Source organism: Alteromonas salexigens, assembly GCF_025628895.1.
In the GTDB taxonomy this organism is placed as follows: domain Bacteria; phylum Pseudomonadota; class Gammaproteobacteria; order Enterobacterales; family Alteromonadaceae; genus Alteromonas; species Alteromonas salexigens.
This window is the reverse complement of record NZ_JAOTJC010000002.1, coordinates 58,513-78,258: the sequence shown is the minus strand read 5'-3', so window position 1 is coordinate 78,258 and position 19,746 is coordinate 58,513. Positions and strand designations below refer to the sequence as shown.

Annotated in this window: 13 protein-coding genes; 4 read left to right on the top strand and 9 right to left on the bottom strand. The window is 52.3% G+C overall.

The features are described 5' to 3' along the window. From OCL06_RS00305 to nudF, 7 genes are all read right to left on the bottom strand, one after another. The gene (locus OCL06_RS00305) at nt 1-1,515 is read right to left on the bottom strand and encodes a GAF domain-containing protein (protein WP_262991723.1); all 1,515 of its coding nucleotides are present in this window, start codon (nt 1,513-1,515) and stop codon (nt 1-3) included. Further along, nucleotides 1,512-6,044, bottom strand: a complete 4,533-nt coding sequence (locus tag OCL06_RS00300) for an EAL domain-containing protein (protein WP_262991722.1) — start codon at nt 6,042-6,044, stop codon at nt 1,512-1,514. Before OCL06_RS00300 ends, OCL06_RS00305 begins: the two co-directional genes overlap by 4 nt. A gap of 173 nt (nt 6,045-6,217) precedes the next feature. Beyond that, nucleotides 6,218-8,113, bottom strand: a complete 1,896-nt coding sequence (gene parE, locus OCL06_RS00295; protein WP_262991721.1) for a DNA topoisomerase IV subunit B — start codon at nt 8,111-8,113, stop codon at nt 6,218-6,220. A gap of 106 nt (nt 8,114-8,219) precedes the next feature. Continuing rightward, nucleotides 8,220-8,807: a YqiA/YcfP family alpha/beta fold hydrolase gene (locus tag OCL06_RS00290; protein WP_262991720.1), complete on the bottom strand. Its 588-nt coding sequence runs from the start codon at nt 8,805-8,807 to the stop codon at nt 8,220-8,222. Next, nucleotides 8,804-9,544, bottom strand: coding sequence for a metallophosphoesterase (locus OCL06_RS00285; protein WP_262991719.1), 741 nt, complete (start codon nt 9,542-9,544; stop codon nt 8,804-8,806). The genes OCL06_RS00290 and OCL06_RS00285 overlap by 4 nt, the downstream gene beginning before the upstream one ends. Continuing rightward, complete coding sequence (locus OCL06_RS00280) at nt 9,541-9,936, bottom strand: DUF1249 domain-containing protein (RefSeq protein ID WP_262991873.1); 396 nt, start codon at nt 9,934-9,936, stop codon at nt 9,541-9,543. The genes OCL06_RS00285 and OCL06_RS00280 overlap by 4 nt, the downstream gene beginning before the upstream one ends. A gap of 38 nt (nt 9,937-9,974) precedes the next feature. Then, on the bottom strand, nt 9,975-10,601 hold the full coding sequence (gene nudF, locus OCL06_RS00275; RefSeq protein ID WP_262991718.1) for an ADP-ribose diphosphatase: 627 nt from the start codon (nt 10,599-10,601) through the stop codon (nt 9,975-9,977). A gap of 285 nt (nt 10,602-10,886) precedes the next feature. Here nudF and tolC point away from each other — a divergent pair, with 285 nt between their 5' ends. Next, complete coding sequence (gene tolC / locus OCL06_RS00270; protein ID WP_262991717.1) at nt 10,887-12,251, top strand: outer membrane channel protein TolC; 1,365 nt, start codon at nt 10,887-10,889, stop codon at nt 12,249-12,251. A gap of 84 nt (nt 12,252-12,335) precedes the next feature. Here the strand turns inward: tolC and OCL06_RS00265 are convergent, their stop codons facing one another. Then, nucleotides 12,336-12,509 carry a hypothetical protein gene (locus OCL06_RS00265; RefSeq protein WP_262991716.1) on the bottom strand — a complete coding sequence of 58 codons (174 nt, stop codon included), beginning with the start codon at nt 12,507-12,509 and terminating at the stop codon, nt 12,336-12,338. 105 nt (nt 12,510-12,614) lie between these two features. Between OCL06_RS00265 and OCL06_RS00260 the strand changes: the two genes are divergently transcribed. Then, nucleotides 12,615-13,424: an ion transporter gene (locus OCL06_RS00260; protein ID WP_262991715.1), complete on the top strand. Its 810-nt coding sequence runs from the start codon at nt 12,615-12,617 to the stop codon at nt 13,422-13,424. A gap of 59 nt (nt 13,425-13,483) precedes the next feature. Here OCL06_RS00260 and prsT read toward each other — a convergent pair whose 3' ends face one another. Continuing rightward, a complete protein-coding gene (gene prsT, locus OCL06_RS00255; protein ID WP_262991714.1) occupies nt 13,484-16,255 on the bottom strand; it encodes an XrtA/PEP-CTERM system TPR-repeat protein PrsT in 2,772 nt (923 codons plus the stop codon). Between the two features lie 158 nt (nt 16,256-16,413). Here prsT and OCL06_RS00250 point away from each other — a divergent pair, with 158 nt between their 5' ends. Further along, nucleotides 16,414-18,129 (top strand): DEAD/DEAH box helicase, encoded by a 1,716-nt coding sequence (locus tag OCL06_RS00250; protein WP_262991713.1) that lies wholly within the window; start codon nt 16,414-16,416, stop codon nt 18,127-18,129. Nucleotides 18,130-18,243: 114 nt separating this feature from the next. Next, on the top strand, nt 18,244-19,644 hold the full coding sequence (cysG, locus tag OCL06_RS00245; protein WP_262991712.1) for a siroheme synthase CysG: 1,401 nt from the start codon (nt 18,244-18,246) through the stop codon (nt 19,642-19,644). Nucleotides 19,645-19,746: the final 102 nt, after the last annotated feature.

The window sequence follows — 19,746 nt, the reverse complement described above, 5'->3', positions numbered from 1 at the left end:
TTAAAATTGTAATTTGCGCATGCGATGGAAAAGGCGCAGCAGACCCACCCGGGCTTTTTTGGCAAACAGCAGGTCCGCTTTGCTCCACGGCAGGGCTAAGTCGCCCTTTATTTCGCTCCACTTAGCAAACGAAGTCCGCGGCGAGAGGGTATCATTCGTCTCGCTTTGAGCCTGAGTTTTATCCGGGTTCCCCGCCCATTCTGTCAGTTGTTTTTCAGGCGGACGGAATACGTATAAGCGGGCAGTGTCCCGGCCATGGTCAAGCTTTATGGCCAGCACGCCGCGCAACGCCGGATCCTCGACGTCTGCCAGTTCCGGTAGCGACTGGATGTTCTGACAATGCAGTACATGATCAGAGGTATCCCGGGCAAATACCTTATCAATTTTTTTGAGCAGGCTGATATCGGCGGTGTCATCTGAGGTCAGCCACTCACCACTCACCGTTGCCGCTGCGAGAGTGCCATTACACACTTGTGCGGTAGCATCCAGCATGGCCTCAAGGGCGGCCCGGGTATCCTCCAAGATGTCCAGTTGTGCCACCAGACTCTTAATCTTTTCATCAATGGCTTTGAGCAGTTCCAGCTTCTTTCTGGACAGGTACATGGCGTAAACAGAACAGAAGTGCTGTACCAGCTGCTCAGACTGATAGCGGCTACGGGCATCCACATGCAGCGGCTCACGGTGATGGCAGGATACAATGCCCCACAGCTTGCCCGACAGGATGATGGGAACCGAATAGGATGTTTGGATGCCCATGTTTTTCAGATACTGGGCATGCACGGGTGAGACGCTGCGTAAATCAGACCAGGTAAGATTGGGGATCTCATCGGACAGACTGTGCACCGCAACCGGCTCTTCCGTGATATTACTAATAAGTCGTGAGGGGTTTTCAAAATACAATTTGCGCGCAATGGCGGGGATATCAGACGCCGGAAATTTAAGCCCAAGGTATTGCTGGTTATTGTCCTGACTATGCTCCGCCACCACCTCACCGGACCAGTCACTGTCGAAGCGGTACAGCAACAACCGGTGGAATGGCAGCACCGAGGCTATAGCGGTCAGCAAGCTCTTCCAGTAGTCCTGATGCTCCCACTGTTGCCCTGCGGTCGGATACACCATGGTCCGCAGCTCAGCCAGAGACCACACTGGCGCATCGTCGTTGGTGGGTTCTAACTCAAGCAGATAACAGCCGTCTCCCTGCAGTAACCGCAGGTGAACAGACTGCTCGTCTAACCGGAAGTTAAAAATATTCTCACGGTTGCCAGTCTTACCATCGAGTTTTTCCAGCAGCTCGGTGGGAAACGCACTGATATCAGTCAATGCCTCGCCCAGCAAAGGGCGATTGCCAAACAAGCTAGCCGCGTTGGCGCTGACGTGTGTGATGGTCAGATTGTCGCTGCCGACCACCAGCAGCACACCGAAAGACTGAATATGTCCGCTAAGATGCAACTGCTCCTGTTCGCAATTGGCGATTAGCTCGTCGGCTGCTTCAGAAGCACTTTGTGGTTGCATCATAAGCTTTTGCTTTGCTCTCTTTTTACCAGTGCCGCAAATTCATCCGGATCCAGTGGTTCATAAAAATAATAGCCTTGCGCAACTTCACAGTCAGCCTGCTTCAGTATCTCAAACTGTTCATCGTTCTCAATGCCTTCGGCAACCACTCTCAGTCCCATGGCAGTGCCCATCTTAATAAAGGCCTGGGTCAGCACCCGACTGTCTTCGTCGTCGGTGATTTTCTTAATAAAATCGCGGTCAATTTTAATCTCACAGATCTGCAACCGGCGCAGATAAATCAGCGATGACTGGTGCAACGCAAAATCATCCACGCTGAGGGAGACCCCTAACTCCGCCAACTCGCGCAACGTGCCCTGCACTTGCTCCACCCGGCCTAACAGGGCCCGCTCGGTAATTTCAAATTTCAGTTGTGACGGGGCAAGCTTATGTGCGTTGAGCAAACCTTCAACATCATCAGCAAAAGAAGGCGAACGCAGCTGACGGGTAGAAATATTAACTGCGATCTGTGGCAGTTTTTCGCCTCGAGCGTTAGCGGCCCCGGCCACCCGGATAACTTTCTCCAGCATCATGATGCCAATTTTATCAATCAGCTTGGTTTGCTCGGCGACCTCGATCATTCTGGCGGCCGACAAGCCGGACAGGGCTTCATCACTACTGCGCAGCAAGGCTTCAGCCCCCACAATCGTGCCGGTAAGCACTTCTATTTGTGGCTGTAACGCGACCTCAAAGGTGTTGTCTGCCAGCGCTTTGCGCAGTGCGTTTTCTACCCGCACGCGCTCGTTAGCCTGTTGTTTCATCTCGTGAGTGAAATACTGATACTGATTACGGCCGTGCTCTTTGGCAATGTACATGGCTTCGTCAGCGTGTTTCAGCAAACTGGCGCTGCTTTCGCCATCGTCCGGATAAATACTAATACCTACACTGGCAGATACATTCAATTCGTAATCGTGTACCTCAAATTTCTCTGCCAGCAGCCCCACGATACGCTTGGCTGCATCATCAATTTCGTTCAGTTCATTGGCCGGGATCAGCGCCACAAACTCATCGCCGCCCAGACGGGCCAGCATGTCTGTATCACGGGTACAGGACTGCAAGCGACGGGTCACCTGTTTTAATAACAGGTCGCCGATATTGTGTCCGAGGTTGTCATTTACCTGTTTAAAGTCATCCAGATCAATAAACATCACGGCACATAACGAATTAGACCGTTTGGCGTTATTCACCATCAGCTCCAGCCGTTCGTCAAGGACGGTGCGATTGGGGAGCTTGGTGAGTTCATCGTGGGTGGCCAGAAACTCAATCTTTTTCTGCACCCCTTTAATTTCATTCACATCACTATAGGTGGCCACGTAGTTCTGATGTTCGCCCTGAGCATCCCGCACCATATTGATGGTGACCCACATGGGTATTTCGTGACCGTCCTTGTGCCGGTTGACCATTTCGCCCTGCCAGTAACCTTTCTCCTGCAGGGTTTCCCGCATAGTGGCATAGAACTTATCCGAGTGTTGCCCGGATGCGAGAATAGAAGGACGCTTACCGATAATGTCGGTCAGTGCATACCCCGTGAATTCGGTGAACGCATCATTACTGGTAATAATGGTTTCATCTTTATCCGTGATCAGGATAGCCTCACCCACCCGGTCGAATAATTTACCCGCCAGTTTAAGCTGCTCATTGGCGTGACGGTTTTTAGTAATATCCGTGGCCTGCGTACAAATAGATTTGATCGTACCTTCGGCGTCGAAAATGGGGAAGCGTACACTTTCCAGCACTACCCGACCCTGCCCGGCATCGAATTCATCGATGGTTTTCTGCGGTGTCAGGGAACGCATGGTATCGAGATCTTTTTCACGGAAGTTGGTGGCCACTTCCCGCTCAAATAATTGTAAATCGGTGCGCCCCAGCACGTCCTTTGCTTCCAGCCCGAAAATTTCTTCAAAGCGGGCGTTCACAAACTCGTAGCGACCGGAATTGTCTTTCAGTGCTACCACGGCCAGCGAGTTGTTCATAATCGACAACAACTGCTCCTGGTTTTTCTCGATGCGCTCATGGGCCAGCACCAGCTCTGAATTATCGATAATTACCGCAATCGCACCGGTGATGCGATTACGGTTGTTGTAAATGGGGGTAACGAACACATTGTAGGTTTCGGTAGTGGACGGCTTAATCACAATGTTGGTTTTAGCGCCATTTTTCAGTGTATTACTGATACGCCGGCCAATGTCGTCAAAATACTCAGGCAGGTTCAGGTCACCGACCATGCGGTTATACGACCCGGTGTTCAGATGGTATCGGCGATTGGCGGCGTCGTTGGTACGGTTCAGGCGCAAGTCTGTGTCGAACACCAGAATTGGGAAATCGAGAGTGTTATAGACGCTTTCCAGCTCATTGTTCACTGCCGCCAGTTCCGACGACTTCTTCATGCTTTCTTCGTTAACGCTGATCAACTCTTCGTTGGTTGCCTGCAACTCTTCGTTGGTAGCTTCCAGCTCTTCGTTGTTGGCCTGCAATTCTTCGTTAGCAGCCTGCACTTCTTCGTTCAGGGCCTGCATCTCTTCTGCCGACGCAGCCATTTCTTCGGTCAGTGTTTGCAGCTGTTCACGGGCCGTAATGAGCTCTGCGACGTCCGTATTTTCGGTATCGTATTCGTTGGTCTCTTCTTTTACCGCTGCGTCACTGTCAGCTTCACGGAAATTTACCAGGTAGTGTTCAGCTTCCCGTTTCTCCAATGGAATGATGACCAGCCGCCAGGGACGGTTATAGTCCCCTTCAATTTTACGCACCCGGCTAAACGTAATCTCACCACTACGTTTTGCCTTGTTCATGGTCGAAATAAGCTCGGCAGAAAACTCCTGGGTGATAAGCTTGGACAGGTTGAGTTCTGGCACCCCGGCGGGGAAGTTAATGAACGGCTTCAAACGGCCGTGTGAATGCAGCACAGAGAAACGGGCATTGATTAAAATGGATGGCCCGAACTGCTCCATTACCGCACTCGTGAAAATACGTTCATAGCTGTTGCCGGAAGACTCTTTCACCCGCGGTGAAGGCAAACTGTTTTTGAGCACCTTAGGAATTGCCGGGCGCTTGGAATTCTCCGTTACCTTAAAAATGCGACAACGCCGATCCAGCGGCACGAACATATCTTCCTTAATGCCGGTGGACTCTGATTTACCCAGAAACAAGATGCCGTCATCCACCAGCGAATAACGGAACAGGGATAAGACCCGGTTCTGCAAATCGTTATTAAAGTAAATCAGTACGTTGCGGAACGACACCATATCCAGATGTAAGAAGGGCGGATCCCGGGTGATGTCCTGCCGTGAAAAGGTAATACTGTCACGGAGTTGCTTAGTGGGGTGATAGGAGTCGTTGGCGAAATTAAAATACTTTTCTACCAGGGCCTGATCCATACTGTTAACCGCGTGGGTGCTGTAGGCACCTTTGCGGGCCAGTCCCAGTGCATGGTCATCGATATCAGTGGCAAACATCTGCAGTTTACAGTCTTTGCCCTGCGCTTCTATTTCTTCCAGAAACAGGATCGCAATAGAGTAGGCTTCTTCGCCCGTGGCACACCCTGCGACCCATACTCTGACACTGTCGGTTGAGGCTTTCCTGTCGACAATATCGCCAATATAACCCCGGATGGCTTTAAACGCATGTTTGTCGCGGAAGAAGTCGGTGACTGAAATAAGCAGTTCTTTGGCCAGTGCCGTGACTTCCTCAGGATGTTCATCAAGGTATGTCAGGTAGTCGGTGAGGCTGTGCTTCTGCGTGGCGATAAGACGACGATTGACCCGGCGTAGCAGCGTCGACTGCTTGTAAAAACTAAAATCGATTTTGGTGGCATCACGAATTTTTCCGTACAGCGCCGACATCATTTCGGCGCGAGCCTCTTCGGAGGGCGGGAAAAAACTGCGGCCGAAGTTCTGGGTGATGTGAGCAATTTCCTGACCCACATCTTCCGGCTCGATAATTTTATCTACGTCTACCGTTTCCAGAGCCGATTGGGGCATGCCATCGTACTTACTGGAACGGGGATCCTGCACAAGGGCAAAGCCGCCTACGCTTTTGATCGCTTTCAGCCCCCGGGAGCCATCATTACCAGTACCTGATAACACTACCCCAATGGCATGGTCGCCAAGCTCATCAGCCAGCGACTCAAACAGTAAATTTACCGCCGGTTTAGGCGCCAGTTCCGCAGGCTCTTTATCCAGGTGCAAATGACCGTTTTTGTACAGAACATGATGACCGGGGGGCCCCACGTACACAGTTTGCTTCTCAACCAGCGTGCCCGAGCGGACTTCTTTCACCGGAAAGTCTGTTTCTCGGGACAGAATGTCGGCCATCTGACTTTTGTGACTGGGAGATAAATGCTGAGCAATTACCAGACTGGCGTTGAGATCATCCGGCAAAGCCGAGACCATGCTAATAAGCGCCTCGATCCCACCTGCAGAGGAACCAATGCCCACAACAAACGGGGTATGTGCGTTATCTTTGTCTTGCTGCGCCTTGTCAGCGTCTGCGTTCATATATTCGTGTCAGCCTGTCTCTGTTAAATCATCATCATGCTGGCACCACTAGGGCCTGCATGCTTCAATGACATAAATGTAATATTTCACAGCCCAAAGCTGTGTACCCGAAAAGGTGGGAACTGGTTCAGTATAAAGCGAGTGATTTTCTCTGGGAGCAATGACAGAGGGGGCTATACCGCCACCTCAGCCATATTGCCTTTGCTTTCAAGCCAGATTTTGCGGTCGCCGGAACGTTTTTTGGCCAGGAGCATGTCCATAATTTCCAGCATGTCTTCGGCATCGTCGATGGTAAGTTGCACCAGCCGGCGGGTGTTGGGATCCATAGTGGTTTCGCGCAATTGGATAGGATTCATTTCACCGAGCCCCTTAAACCGCTGCACGTTCACCTTGCCACGCTTTTTCTCGGCTTCGATGCGATCCAGAATCCCCTGCTTCTCGCCTTCGTCGAGGGCGTAAAAGACTTCTTTCCCAACATCGATTCGAAACAGTGGCGGCATGGCCACAAACACATGGCCGTTGTCCACCAGCGTGCGGAAATGGCGAACGAACAGTGCACACAGCAAGGTGGCGATATGCAGACCGTCCGAGTCGGCGTCGGCAAGGATACAAATTTTGCCATAGCGCAGTCCGGACAAATCGCTGGAATCAGGGTCAATACCCAGCGCCACGGAAATATCGTGGATTTCCTGTGAGGCCAGGACCTGCGACGGATCAACCTCCCAGCTATTCAGGATTTTCCCGCGCAACGGCATAATCGCCTGGAACTCCCGGTCCCGGGCTTGCTTGGCTGAACCACCGGCAGAATCACCCTCGACTAAAAATAATTCAGAGTATGAAATATCCTGAGAGGCGCAGTCAGTCAGTTTGCCGGGTAACGCCGGTCCCTGAGTAACCTTTTTACGCGCCACTTTTTTATTCTGGCGCAGACGTCGCTGGGCGTTATTAATGCACAGTTCGGCCAGCGCTTCGGCGATATCGGTGTGCTGGTTGAGCCACAAACTGAAGGCATCCTTGACCACCCCGGACACAAATGCCGAGGCCTGCCGCGAGGACAGCCGCTCTTTGGTCTGGCCGGCAAACTGGGGATCCTGCATCTTGGTAGACAAAATGTAGGCACAACGGTCCCAGATATCATCCGGTGTCAGTTTGACCCCACGGGGCAGCAAATTACGGAATTCACAAAATTCACGCATCGACTCCAGTAACCCCTGACGCAACCCGTTAACGTGGGTGCCGCCCTGAGCGGTGGGGATCAGGTTCACGTAGCTCTCGGTGACCAGCTCGCCGCCTTCCGGCAGCCACATGACCGCCCAGTCCGCAGCTTCGGTATTGCCAGAGAAGGTGCCCACAAACGGCGCTTCCTGTGGCAGGGTCTCATACTGGGACACCGCCTGGTACAGGTAGTCCTGTAACCCGTCTTCGAAAAACCATTCGTCAGTTTCTTTGGCAATTTTGTTATCGAAACGAATGCGCAGCCCCGGACACAACACGGCTTTAGCCCGCAAATTGTGCTTCAGACGGCTGACCGAGAATTTTGCCGAGTCGAAATATTGCGGATCGGGCCAAAAGTGTACCCGGGTACCGGTGTTGCGTTTTCCGCAACTGTCGATGACCTGCAAGTCTTCAATTTTATCGCCGTTGGCAAATACAATCTGATAAACATTACTGTCGCGCCGAATAGTGACCTCGACACGGGTGGAAAGCGCGTTGACCACTGAAATACCGACCCCGTGCAGGCCGCCGGAAAATTCATAGTTTTTGTTCGAAAACTTGCCCCCGGCATGGAGCTTACTCATGATGAGCTCGACCCCGGAGATTTTTTCTTCCGGGTGGATATCTACCGGCATGCCCCGGCCATCATCGGTGACTTCGAGGGACTGATCTTCATGCAGCACCACTTTGATGTTGGTGGCATGGCCTGCCAGCGCTTCGTCCACAGAGTTATCAATGACTTCCTGACCCATGTGGTTCGGACGCATAGTATCTGTGTACATGCCGGGACGCCGTTTGACCGGGTCGAGTCCGTTAAGGACCTCAATGGCATCTGAATTATATTGATTTGACATAGTTTTCGTTATGCTTAGCGCTATTGGAGTTATTTCAGACCGGTTTGATGTTAGCAGGGGTTACCCACCCCGGCAATGCTCACGTCACCGCCCGCTACCGGGCGCGTCAGTCTGCAGACAACAAAAAGTCGGCGATATCAGGCAGGTGCGACGCAAAGTTCGTGAAGCTGTGATCGCCGCCCTCTTCTATGACTAACGCGCTGGCTGCATATTTGTGGCTGGCCTGACGGTAATCCAGGGTTTCATCACCGGTTTGTAACATCACCCGGTACGCATCAGGACGTGCCAGCGAGGGCGAGTCCAGTTCCCTGAGAAACTGCATGTCATCGGCCACCAGCTCAAACCGCTCGCCCGTATAAGGGTTAACATGCTGGCCCAGAAAGTTCTGCAACAGCTCGTAGGGCGCGACCGCAGGATTCACCAGCACAGCGTGGCCGCCGAACGACTCCACCAGCCAGGTGGCCAGAAAGCCGCCCATAGAACTGCCGATCACTTTCAGTCCCCCACTCCGCAGCGCGGGCTGACTATCGAGCAGGGTCAGCAACTGGTCTTTCACCTTGCCCGGCGAGTTGGAAAGCTGAGGAATGTGAAGTTTTACTTCAGGCCGGTTTGCTTCAAACCAGGCCTGGGTGGCCTGTGCTTTGACCGACTGCGGTGAGCTGAGAAAACCATGCAGGTATAACACGTGAGTCAAGAAAGTCTCCTTATAACCGATTGCCATGTGCCGTCATCATACAATAGAAACTCCCGGAAACCGGGGGCATCGTTGGTCACGCCAAATTTTGCTGTCATGGCAAACTGCCAGCAGGTAGCAGGGGCACTCAGAATAACCTGCGCGCCCAGCTGGTGTTCACTGGCATCATGAATATGACCATGCATGACCGCCCGGATACCGGGTGTATCCTGTAGCCAGCGGCGAACCGTAAGCGCGTTCACCAGGCTATGGGTATCCATCCAACTCAGGGTAGGTTCAATATGATGATGAATTGCCACCATATGATACTGGCTGACATGCTGACTGATGGTGTCCGCGGTTTCCCGTAACTGGCGTGCTGAGACCTTGCCCCGGGCCCCCTCGAAGCGGGTGTCCAGACCGTGTATTTGCCAGTTGCCCAGCGCCAGCGGCTGCCGCGGCGTCAGCTGATGGTCCATTAAGGCATCATCGAAGGCCTGGTTGTCATCATGATTGCCGGGTATGACCATCCAGGGGGTGGCGGGCACGGTTTCGTCCATCAGGGTCAGGAAATGCTGATAGCTGGCAGCCGAATCATCGCCACTGATATCGCCGGTAACAATAATCCCGTCGGGGCGTCTGTCACGGACACTGGTCAGTACCTGACGAAACGAATCATACGGATTGATATCAGCGTAGCCACGGCGGCTTTTGTCAGCGTAAAGGTGTAGATCAGTGAGCTGAATGAGTCTGTTCACGCTTCCGTCTTCACCGGCGGCTTTTGTTTCAGACAAAAGTCCAGCCACTCGGCCAGAAACATATTCACCATTTGTTTTTCATTGCGCTGCCGCATATTGCGATTTGGGTACACATAAGACGGCGCCAGCGCGCCGGTGTTCTGGCTACTGATCACCTCGGCCATCCGCGCATCATGATAAAGCCGAACCACCATAGTTGGCTTAAGATAGGCAGGCGCATTGTCGTGGCGCTGCTCGATGCAGATGGTACTGGTGTAGCGCGCCGAGTCCATAATGGTGATGGCATAGCACAACCCTTTCCCTACCTGAAATTCATACGCCAGGTTTTCGGTGTCACAGTCGGGCAGAATACGCATAAAGTGCGTATAGTTCAGCTCGCCCAGTGCCTGCATAGTGGGCAGATGCGGGACATATTTGCGGGATGAAGGGTTCACGGGGATTGCCATTGCTCCAGAAGATCAGATTTGTTTAAGAAGAACCATTGTAGCGCAATAATTGCTGCTGCGTTGTCTATATGGCCAGATTTAATCCATTCAAGCGCGGTCTCTTCTTTCACCCTGTGGACCCGAATATCTTCGGATTCATTATCCAGGCCATGGACCCCTTCCGCGGTGGTCGCATCGGTTTTTGCCATGAATACATGGAGTCGCTCGGTAGTACCGCCGGGGCTGGACAAATAACTGCATGCCCGGGTCAGGTGACTCAAGGTGATGCCAGCCTCTTCCTCAGACTCACGATGACAGACTGCTTCAGGTGTTTCTCCAGTATCAATAATCCCGGCAATAATTTCTATCAGCCAGGGACTTGAAGACGTGGCCAGTGCCCCAATTCTTACCTGCTCAATCAGCACAAACTCTTGTTGTACCGGATCGTAGGGAAGTACGGCGACCGCGTGGCCACGTTCAAATATTTCCCGTTTGACCTCGTCACTCCAGCCGCCGGCAAACAGTTTGTGCCGAAACGTGTACTGCTGCATTTTGAAAAAACCATCATACAGCGGCTCTACACTGAGGATCTCAACATCATTTGAGGTAAACGTCGGGATTTCATTGCTCATTGGCAGTCACTTTTATACATAAAACGATTATGATGCATGGTACAGACTGACAGCCAGCTTGTGAATGCAGACCTGACATTGTCGCCTGCACTCACACCAGAGCCCCGGTAGAGGGTCTACGTCTGCATGTCCAGGGTATCCGGCACGTACAACTGCAACATATTCTGTTACAGTTGAACACCAACTGTTACCACTAAAGACTGTCGGCTAGCCTTTGACTTTCATACACTTACAAGCATCTGCAGTCTCGCGGAAAAAGACACTTAAAAATTGGAAGGCGCAAGCATGAAACGAACACTACTGTCGCTGATTATCGGAATGGGCCTGGCCGGCTCCGCATTAGCAGACGATTTAAAGCAGGTCTACCAGCAGGCGCTGGCCAATGATCCGCTGGTAAATCAGGCCAAGGCACAGCGCGACGCCGCCTATGAAGGCATTTCGGTGAGCCGGGCGAACCTGTTACCCCAGATTTCAGGCACTGTAGGCTATACCATGTCGAGCAGTGAGCGTACCGATTTTGCACAGGGACCCGACCAGGAACTGCAGATAAACATCATCGACTCAGACAGCGACACCCTGTCCTATGGACTGGATCTGGACATGTCACTGTATAACTACGCGAATTGGGTAGGTCTGGACCGCGCCGAGAAAGTGGCTGAACAAAGCGATGCCCAGTATGCCGCCAGCATGCAGCAGCTGATTGTTCGGGTTGTAAATGCATATTTCGATGTGTTGCGGGCCCGCGATAATGTGGAGTTCGTCCGCGCTGAAAAACGTGCCATTGAGCGTCAGCTGGATCAAACCCGGCAGCGTTTTGAGGTGGGCTTAACAGCCATTACCGACGTGCATGAAGCACAGGCCAACTTCGACAACACGGTGGCGCAGGAAATTCAGGCTGAAAATCAGCTGGAGTTTGCGTTGGAGACCCTGCGGGTTATCACCGGTAAATATCATGACCGTTTGTACGCACTGGATACCGACAGTTTCTCTGCCACTATCCCCACGCCTAATACGGTGGATGCCTGGTTGGAAACCGCCGAGGAGAAAAACCTGGCGTTACTGGTAGACCGACTGGCCATGGACATTGCAAAAGAAGATATTTCTTCGGCGCGCGCCGGGCACTTTCCTACCTTAGGACTGAGCGCTACAGCCGGCCGCACCCAGTCTGATGTATCCAGTCAGGGCCGTGATATCGATTTACCCAGCCTGGACAGCTATAGCGTTGGGGTGCAGCTGAATGTTCCGATTTTTCAGGGCCTGCGGGTGAGCTCACAGACTGACCAGGCACGCTACCTGTATGTAGCAGCCAGTCAGCAGGTTGAGCAAACCTATCGCCAGACGGTGCAGTCTGTACGCAGCTCGTACAACAATGTCAAAGCCGCCATTTCTACTATCCGGGCGCTGGAACAGGCGGTAGTGTCAGCAGACAGCGCGCTAAAGGCAACCGAGGCCGGGTTCGATGTAGGTACCCGCACCATTGTGGATGTACTGAACTCGACCCGAAACCTGTTCGACGCCCGGCGTAATCTGGCCAGCGCGCGCTATGACTTTATTCAAGCTATTGTGAGTCTGAAAGAGGCAGCGGGCACGCTGACGAAAAGCGATATTGAACAAATTAACCGTGGGCTGCAACCGCCTTCCACTGAATAAGTCCCTACGGCGACGGCCCGGCGCGCCTGCGCCGGGCTTTATACAGCCCAAACTGTGAAGGGCCTTATTCCGCCCCTGACGGTATTACCCGGATGCTGTCTTTAGCCGCACCCCGCGGCAAAACGGCTCCAGCATTTGCAATGTAATGAGTAACTCGGTACGTAACTGTTGAGCGTGTTCAAGGGTAAGATTACAATCCTGCAGCAACATAGAGAGTTGCAACAACTTCTGTTGTAAGTGTAAGCGCTGTTCATCCATGACGCGATCCCGGTAATTAGTCTGTCTTACTGTAGACAACCTATTGATTATTGCACAGTTAATGAACAAAAATCCCGTTATTTTTTAAGTGGTAAACTAACAAGCATGCAAGCCTCCGAACTGCAAAGCCGTTTTGAACGCATTCGCGCCAACAAACTTTTCGAAATATTTGTCATTAGTGTCATTGTCGTATCAGCGCTGCTGGTAGGGGCAAAAACGTACGATATGCCTGCCGGGGTGGCCAGTCTTACGCTGGTGCTGGACTGGTTTATCAGTGCTTTCTTCCTCACTGAGTTAACCATTCGCTTTCTCGCCGAGCGACGCAAGCGCGACTTTTTCAAAAGTTTCTGGAACTGGTTCGATACGCTGATCGTCGCGGTATCGCTGATCCCTGCCGACGATACCGAACTGGCACTGATTGCGCGTCTGGTCAGGGTTTTCCGGGTACTACGGATGATCTCCATTATCCCCGAACTGCGTCTGTTGCTGGTCTCCCTGGTAAAAGCCCTGCCCCAACTGGGCTATGTGATGCTACTGATGTTCATTATTTTCTACATCTACGCAGCTATCGGCAGCACCCTGTTCGAAGCGATTAATCCAGTGCTGTGGGGTGACATTACCATTTCGTTACTGACGCTGTTCCGGGTGATGACATTCGAAGACTGGACTGACGTGATGTACGAAACCATGGAGGTGTATCCGTTAAGCTGGCTGTTCTACCTGAGCTTTATCTTCTTCACCGCCTTTGCTTTTTTAAATATGGTGATTGGCATTGTGGTGAATGTGATGGAGCAGGAAAGCGCCAAGATCCGTCAGGAAGCAGCCGAAGAAAATAACGAGCCCACGCTGAAAGACGTTATGCAGGAAGTTTCTGCACTGCGAGCGGAGTTAAATGCCCGGAGCCGGGAGCACTAAGCATAAAAAAACGGCAGCGTGTATACCGCGCTGCCGCCAGACTTACTGAAAAGCGCGCCCTACAGAGAGTAGGTGGCCCGCAACTTATCTGCCTTTGCTCGCGCCCTGGCCGTGGTCAGTGTACGTTCTTCCAGGCGCCGCTTGGCGAGGGCTGTCTGGTCAGCTACCAATAGCGCTTCAATATAGTTAAGGTAGACTTCATCTGAGCGAATCTCGGTATTTACTATTCGCTCGTACAGCGACAGCGCCGCTTGGGTATCGCCCTTTGACATCTCTATCTGAGCCAGAGTATCGACAATTTCGGGATTTTTAGGCTGCTGTTTTACTGCCTTTTCAGCTAAAGACTGCGCTTTGTCCAGATTCCCGGCCTGAAAGTGCAGGTAAGCCAGGTTGTTCAGCACCACCACGTTCTCAGGCATGAGAGTGAGGATGTGCTCATACACTTGCATGGCTTTGGCTGTATCGTCCGCTATCAGCTGCTGCGCAAACAATATCTGAATACGAATATCGTTTGGATATTGCTCTGCATGTTGCTGCAAAAATGCCAGTGCCTGCGCTTCTTGTCCGGCCTGGCCGTACGCGGCAGCCAGTAGCATGGCGTTTTGCTCATTATTTTTTTCATCATAGGCGGCCTGAATATAAGGGATTGCTTCAGCCGGTTTCCCCTCTATTACCAACACCCGCCCTGTGACGCCCTGAATAAAGGGTAATGCCCGGGTTTCTTCGGGTAGCGTTTCCAGAATGGCGCGGGCTGGTTCGGCTTCGTTATTCATGGCGTGAAAATACGCTTTGAGCACTTTAACCTGGTTATCAGGGCGTTTTGCCAGAAACTTTTCCGCAAAGCTCAGCGCGTCCTGATACTGGTTGCTAACATCCATGACTAGCAGCATACCCAGGGCTGCGTTCTTATCCTGAGGATAAAGTTCAAGCCATTCTTCAAAATGCGCTCTGGCAGCCTCCAGCTTGTTTGCTTTCAATAACGTCTGACCTTTCAGATTCCACATATCCATAGGCGAGGACTTATCTGCGCTGATGCTGTCCAGCGTTGCTAGCGCCTGCTCACTGTTGCCTTCAGCAAAATACATACGGGCCAGCAGTATGCGCATGTTGGTATTATCAGGTTGGTTGGAGAGCTGCTCTTCAACGTGCTTTATTAATTCGGGGGCGCCGTCCTCAGCCTTAGAGGAATACAACATAGAAATAGCTTGCAGGTTGGCAGGTTCCTCATTAAGTAGCCCCTGCAGGGTTGCTTCCGCCTGTTGTGCTTGCTCGGTAGCTAGCTCAAAACGCGCTTTCATCATGATTACGTTGGACGTTACAGGTTCCTGCGCCAGCGCCTGATCAAGATACTGCTTAGCCTGTTCAGTATTCTTTTCCAGAAGTAAAATTTCCGTCATCGCAAGCAGTGGCGCGACGCCGTCAGGCTCCTTTTCTATCCATTTTTTTGCCAGCTTGCGCGCATTTTCCAGTTGCCCGGTAGCTACGTAAGCGGTAAGCAGCGTGCGCTGGGTGACATTGGAATCAGGGGCTTTCTCCACTGCTGCCTCTAAGTTAACCAGCCCCTCGATATCATTTAACGAAAGCTGCAAAACGCCGAGTTTAGCAAGATCTTCAGAGGTCGAGCTTATCGCTGATGTCCGCTCGATCATTTTCTGCGCATCGACAACATTGCCCTCTTTGAGCAGCTGAAAACCGGCTTTGGAAAACAGCGCAGCATCTTCACTAACGTCACCGGTTAACCGGCTAAGGACTTCGGTAGCATCCGCACTTTCGCCCTGCTGTAGCAAGCTATCTGCGTACATACGCAACCCGGCGTGGTTATCCGGCAGTACCGACGCCACCATAGAGAGGTGACGGCTGGCCGCTTCATAATCGGCCAGTTGATACGCGCTGTAGCCTGCAATTAATCTTACTACCGGCTCATTACGTCCGTTCTGGATGGCTTTTTCTAATAACCCGAGTGCTGACTCAAAGTCCTCTTCGGAGGCCGCAATAATGCCTTTGAACTGGTTTAACAGCCCATGTTCGCTGTTTACTTTTAACAGTTCATCTACGTGTGGCTTGGCTTCCGATAACCGGTTCATATCAAACAACAGCGTAATTAGTGCAAAACGGTTATCGATGTCTTTCGGATACCGTTCCACGTACGTCTGGTAGACTTCTATTGCTTGCTCGGTCTGCTCCATATTCAAATGGAGCCTGGCCAACTGCATTAATACATCTTTATTCAGCGGTGCCTGTTCACGCAACGCCTTCGTCTCGGTGAGGGCCTTATCATAGTCTTCATTAAGAATGGCGGCGTAGGAGTCTATTAGCCCTTTATAGACGCTGGATGTGTCCAGACCGCGTAATTCGTTCAGCAGCTCCCGGGCCTCGTTCTCTTTATCCAGCTTAACGAGCGCCTGTAGCTTATAGAAACCGACTTCAGCTTTTTGTACCGATGTAAGGTCACTGCTTTGGTGATCGAGATCTAAAAGCGCATTTTCAGCGCCGGTTTGTTGATATGCCTGTGACAGTAACGGGACGACATCAGCAGCGGGCTGACCCAGCTCCAGCGCTCTGTTCAGTTCTTTTTCAGCCCCCTGATAGTCGCCCTTTTGCAGATACAGTTTACCCAGCGCAAAACGGGGGGCGGGTGCCTCCGGTGCCTGCTGAATGGCATTTTTATATTCAATGATGGCTGCCTGGCTGTCATTTTCGGCAATATAGGCCTCTGCGGCAGCCAGACGTTCTTCCAGCGAAGACTCACTGCAGCCAGAAAGGGTAGTCGCCAGACACACCGCCATACTCGCGTGTACAAAAGTCCGTTTGAAAAAAGTGTTATTTATCATCCTGTTCACCTGGAGTTAGTTATTATTCGACGTGTTCCGGGCAGACGACTTGAGTATTGCATGGCAACTGACCCGTTATTCTAATATAATACAAGTTTTGCAACCTTTGCCGGCAAGTCTTTTTTCGGACGTCACGCCCTCAAGCATCAGGACCATTAATGACCAACACTGTCGAAACGACATTCAGCGACCTAAACCTACCTGAACCCATCTTACAAGCCTTAGAAAAAGTTGGCTACGAGAAACCTTCACCCATCCAGGCGGAAAGTATTCCTTTGCTGCTGGAAGGCCACGACCTGCTTGGGCAGGCACAAACCGGGACAGGGAAAACGGCTGCGTTCGCGCTGCCTATGCTGGCCAATATAGACGCAGACGCGAAAACCCCACAACTGCTGGTGTTAGCGCCGACCCGTGAGCTAGCAATACAGGTTGCTGAAGCGTTTCAGGTGTATGCAAGTTTCAGTAAGAAAATTAAAGTATTGCCAGTATACGGCGGGCAATCTTATGACAACCAGATTCGCCAGTTGAAGCGCGGCGTACAGGTGATAGTGGGCACGCCGGGCCGGGTCATCGACCATATTAAACGTAAAACGCTGGACCTGAGTGGTCTGAAGTTTCTGGTACTCGACGAAGCTGACGAAATGTTACGTATGGGCTTTATCGATGACGTTGAACTAATCCTCAGTCACGCCCCGGCAGAACGTCAGACAGCACTGTTCTCAGCAACGATGCCCGGGCCGATCAAAAAGATTACCCAACGGTATCTGAACGATCCCAAGCACGTAAAAATTGCCTCTAAAGTCAGCACGGCAAGCACCATTCGCCAGCGCTTCTGTCAGGTTTCCGGGCACCACAAGCTGGAAGCCCTGACCCGCATTATGGAAGTCGAGCCGTTTGACGGCATGATTATCTTTGTGCGCACCAAGACGGCCACAGTTGAACTGGCAGACAAGCTGGCTGCACGGGGTTTTGACGTTGAAGCACTCAACGGCGATATTCCTCAGGCGGCGCGTGAGCGCACGGTGAACAAACTTAAGCAGGGCAAGATTGATATTCTGGTCGCCACCGATGTGGTAGCCCGGGGTCTGGACGTCGAGCGCGTCAGCCACGTTATCAACTATGATATTCCCCATGACACTGAGTCATACGTTCACCGTATTGGCCGGACAGGTCGTGCCGGACGTACCGGTGACGCCATCCTGTTCATCTCGCACCGTGAAAAGCGTCTGTTGTTCGCGATCGAGAAAACTACCCGTCAAAGCATTGAACAGATGCCAATTCCTTCTATCAGTGAACTGAATGAAACCCGCCTGGCGCGCTTCAAACAGTCAGTCATGGAAGCCACTAAAGACGACTCGCTGGAATCGCTCATGCCAATTGTGGACATGATCCAGAGCGAGTCTGAAGCATCGCCGGAAGTATTACTGGCGGCACTGATTAAAGTTGCCCAGGGTGATGAACCATTGCTGCTGAAAGAAGGGGATCGTCCCGACCTGAACAGCAAACCACCCCGTGAACGTGAGCGGGAACGCAGCCCACAGGGCCGTGATCGGGACCGCACCAAAAAAGGTCCGCGCGCCAAGCGCAGCCCGGAAGCCGGTATGCAGCGCTACCGCATTGATGTAGGCCACAGCCACGGTGCCAAGCCGGGCAATATTGTGGGCGCCATCGCTAACGAAGCCGACATCAGCTCGAAAAATATCGGTGCTATCGAGATTTTCGATAAGTTCAGTACCGTAGACTTGCCGGAAGGCATGCCGAAGGAAACCCAGGATTTGCTACAGGGCACCCGTGTCGCCGGTCAGCGTCTGAACATCCGCGAATGGTCAGACACGCCACCGAAGCGTAAAGACAGCCGTAAACGCAAGTCATAGCAGCCCAGCCAGGTTATAACCTAAAACTATAACTTGGCGCGATTTGTTGCTTTTGAAACTATAAGAATTGGCGCAAAATAGCGCCAATTCTCGTTTTAGGTGACCAAAAATTTCATGAATTACTTTCCGCTGTTTCTCGACGCCAAAAACTTACGCTGCCTGATTGTGGGCGCCGGTGAAGTGGCGGCGCGTAAGCTGGAACTCATCATGAAAACACCTGCCACCATCACCGTGGTCGCCCCCTGGGTTTGCGACACCGTACGCCGGTTAGCAGAATCTGAGCAGGTCACACTCATTGAGCGGGAGTTCGCCGATAACGACCTGCAGCATCAGGATATGGTGTTTATCGCCACCAGCGATGAAATGGTCAACCAACATGTCCACGACCTCGCCCGTGCACAGAAAGTACTGGTCAATGTGGTCGACAATACCCCTCTGTGTCAGTTTATTACTCCATCTATTGTGGACCGCTCACCGATTATTGTGGCCATGAGCAGTGGCGGCGTGGCCCCGGTTTTATTGCGCTATCTGCGCCAGAAACTGGAAACCGTGCTGCCCACCAATTTAAGTCGTCTGGGCGCCTTCTCAGAAAAGTTTCGCGATAAGGTCAAGCAAACCCTGAAGGGGGTCACTGCACGACGTTATTTTTGGGAAGATGTACTGGATGGTGATATCGCTGAGTATGTCGAGAAAGGTCAGGATCAGCAGGCCGAGCGGGCATTCCATAAAGCCTTACACGCCGCCGCCACTGATTCCAATACAGAAGGTCAGGTGTACCTGGTGGGCGCCGGCCCCGGTGACCCGGACTTGCTCACGTTCCGTGCGTTGCGATTAATGCAGAAAGCCGACGTGGTGGTGTACGACAGACTGGTGTCCCCGCAAATTCTCGAGTTGGTACGCCGGGACGCAGAAAAAATCTATGTCGGCAAAGCCCGCAGTAATCACACTTTGCCTCAGGAAGAAATCAACGCCTTGATGGTCAGTGAAGCCAAAAAAGGCAACCGGGTAGTACGGCTGAAAGGCGGTGATCCGTTTATTTTTGGTCGGGGCGGAGAAGAAATTCAAACCTTCATCAGTGCGGGGATCGATTTTCAGGTGGTGCCCGGTATTACCGCCGCCAGCGGCGCCGCCAGTTACGCCGGGATCCCGCTTACCCACAGGGATTACGCGCAGTCGGTGGAGTTTGCTACCGGTCACCTGCGCAACGGCACCATTGACCTGGCATGGCCATCACTGGCACAGCCGAACAAGACGCTGGTATTTTACATGGGGCTTACCGGGCTGTCTGTCATCTGCGAAAAGCTAATTGCCCATGGGTTGGCGGCCACCACGCCTATCGCCCTGGTGCAATCGGCCACCACTGCAAATCAAAAAGTGGTCACCGGCACGCTGGACACCATTTTAAACAATCCCATGACGGCAACCCTGCAAGCGCCTACCTTAATCATCGTGGGTGGCGTGGTCGCACTGCACAATTCACTGGACTGGTTTACCCCTGAAGCACAGAAAGGCTAGTGACCTGCCTGGCGAAAGGCTAATGGCCGGCCTGGCGAATGGCTGGCTCAGACATCCTCGCCGTGAAAAACTTGCCGGATAGCTAACCGCTCACCATAATGG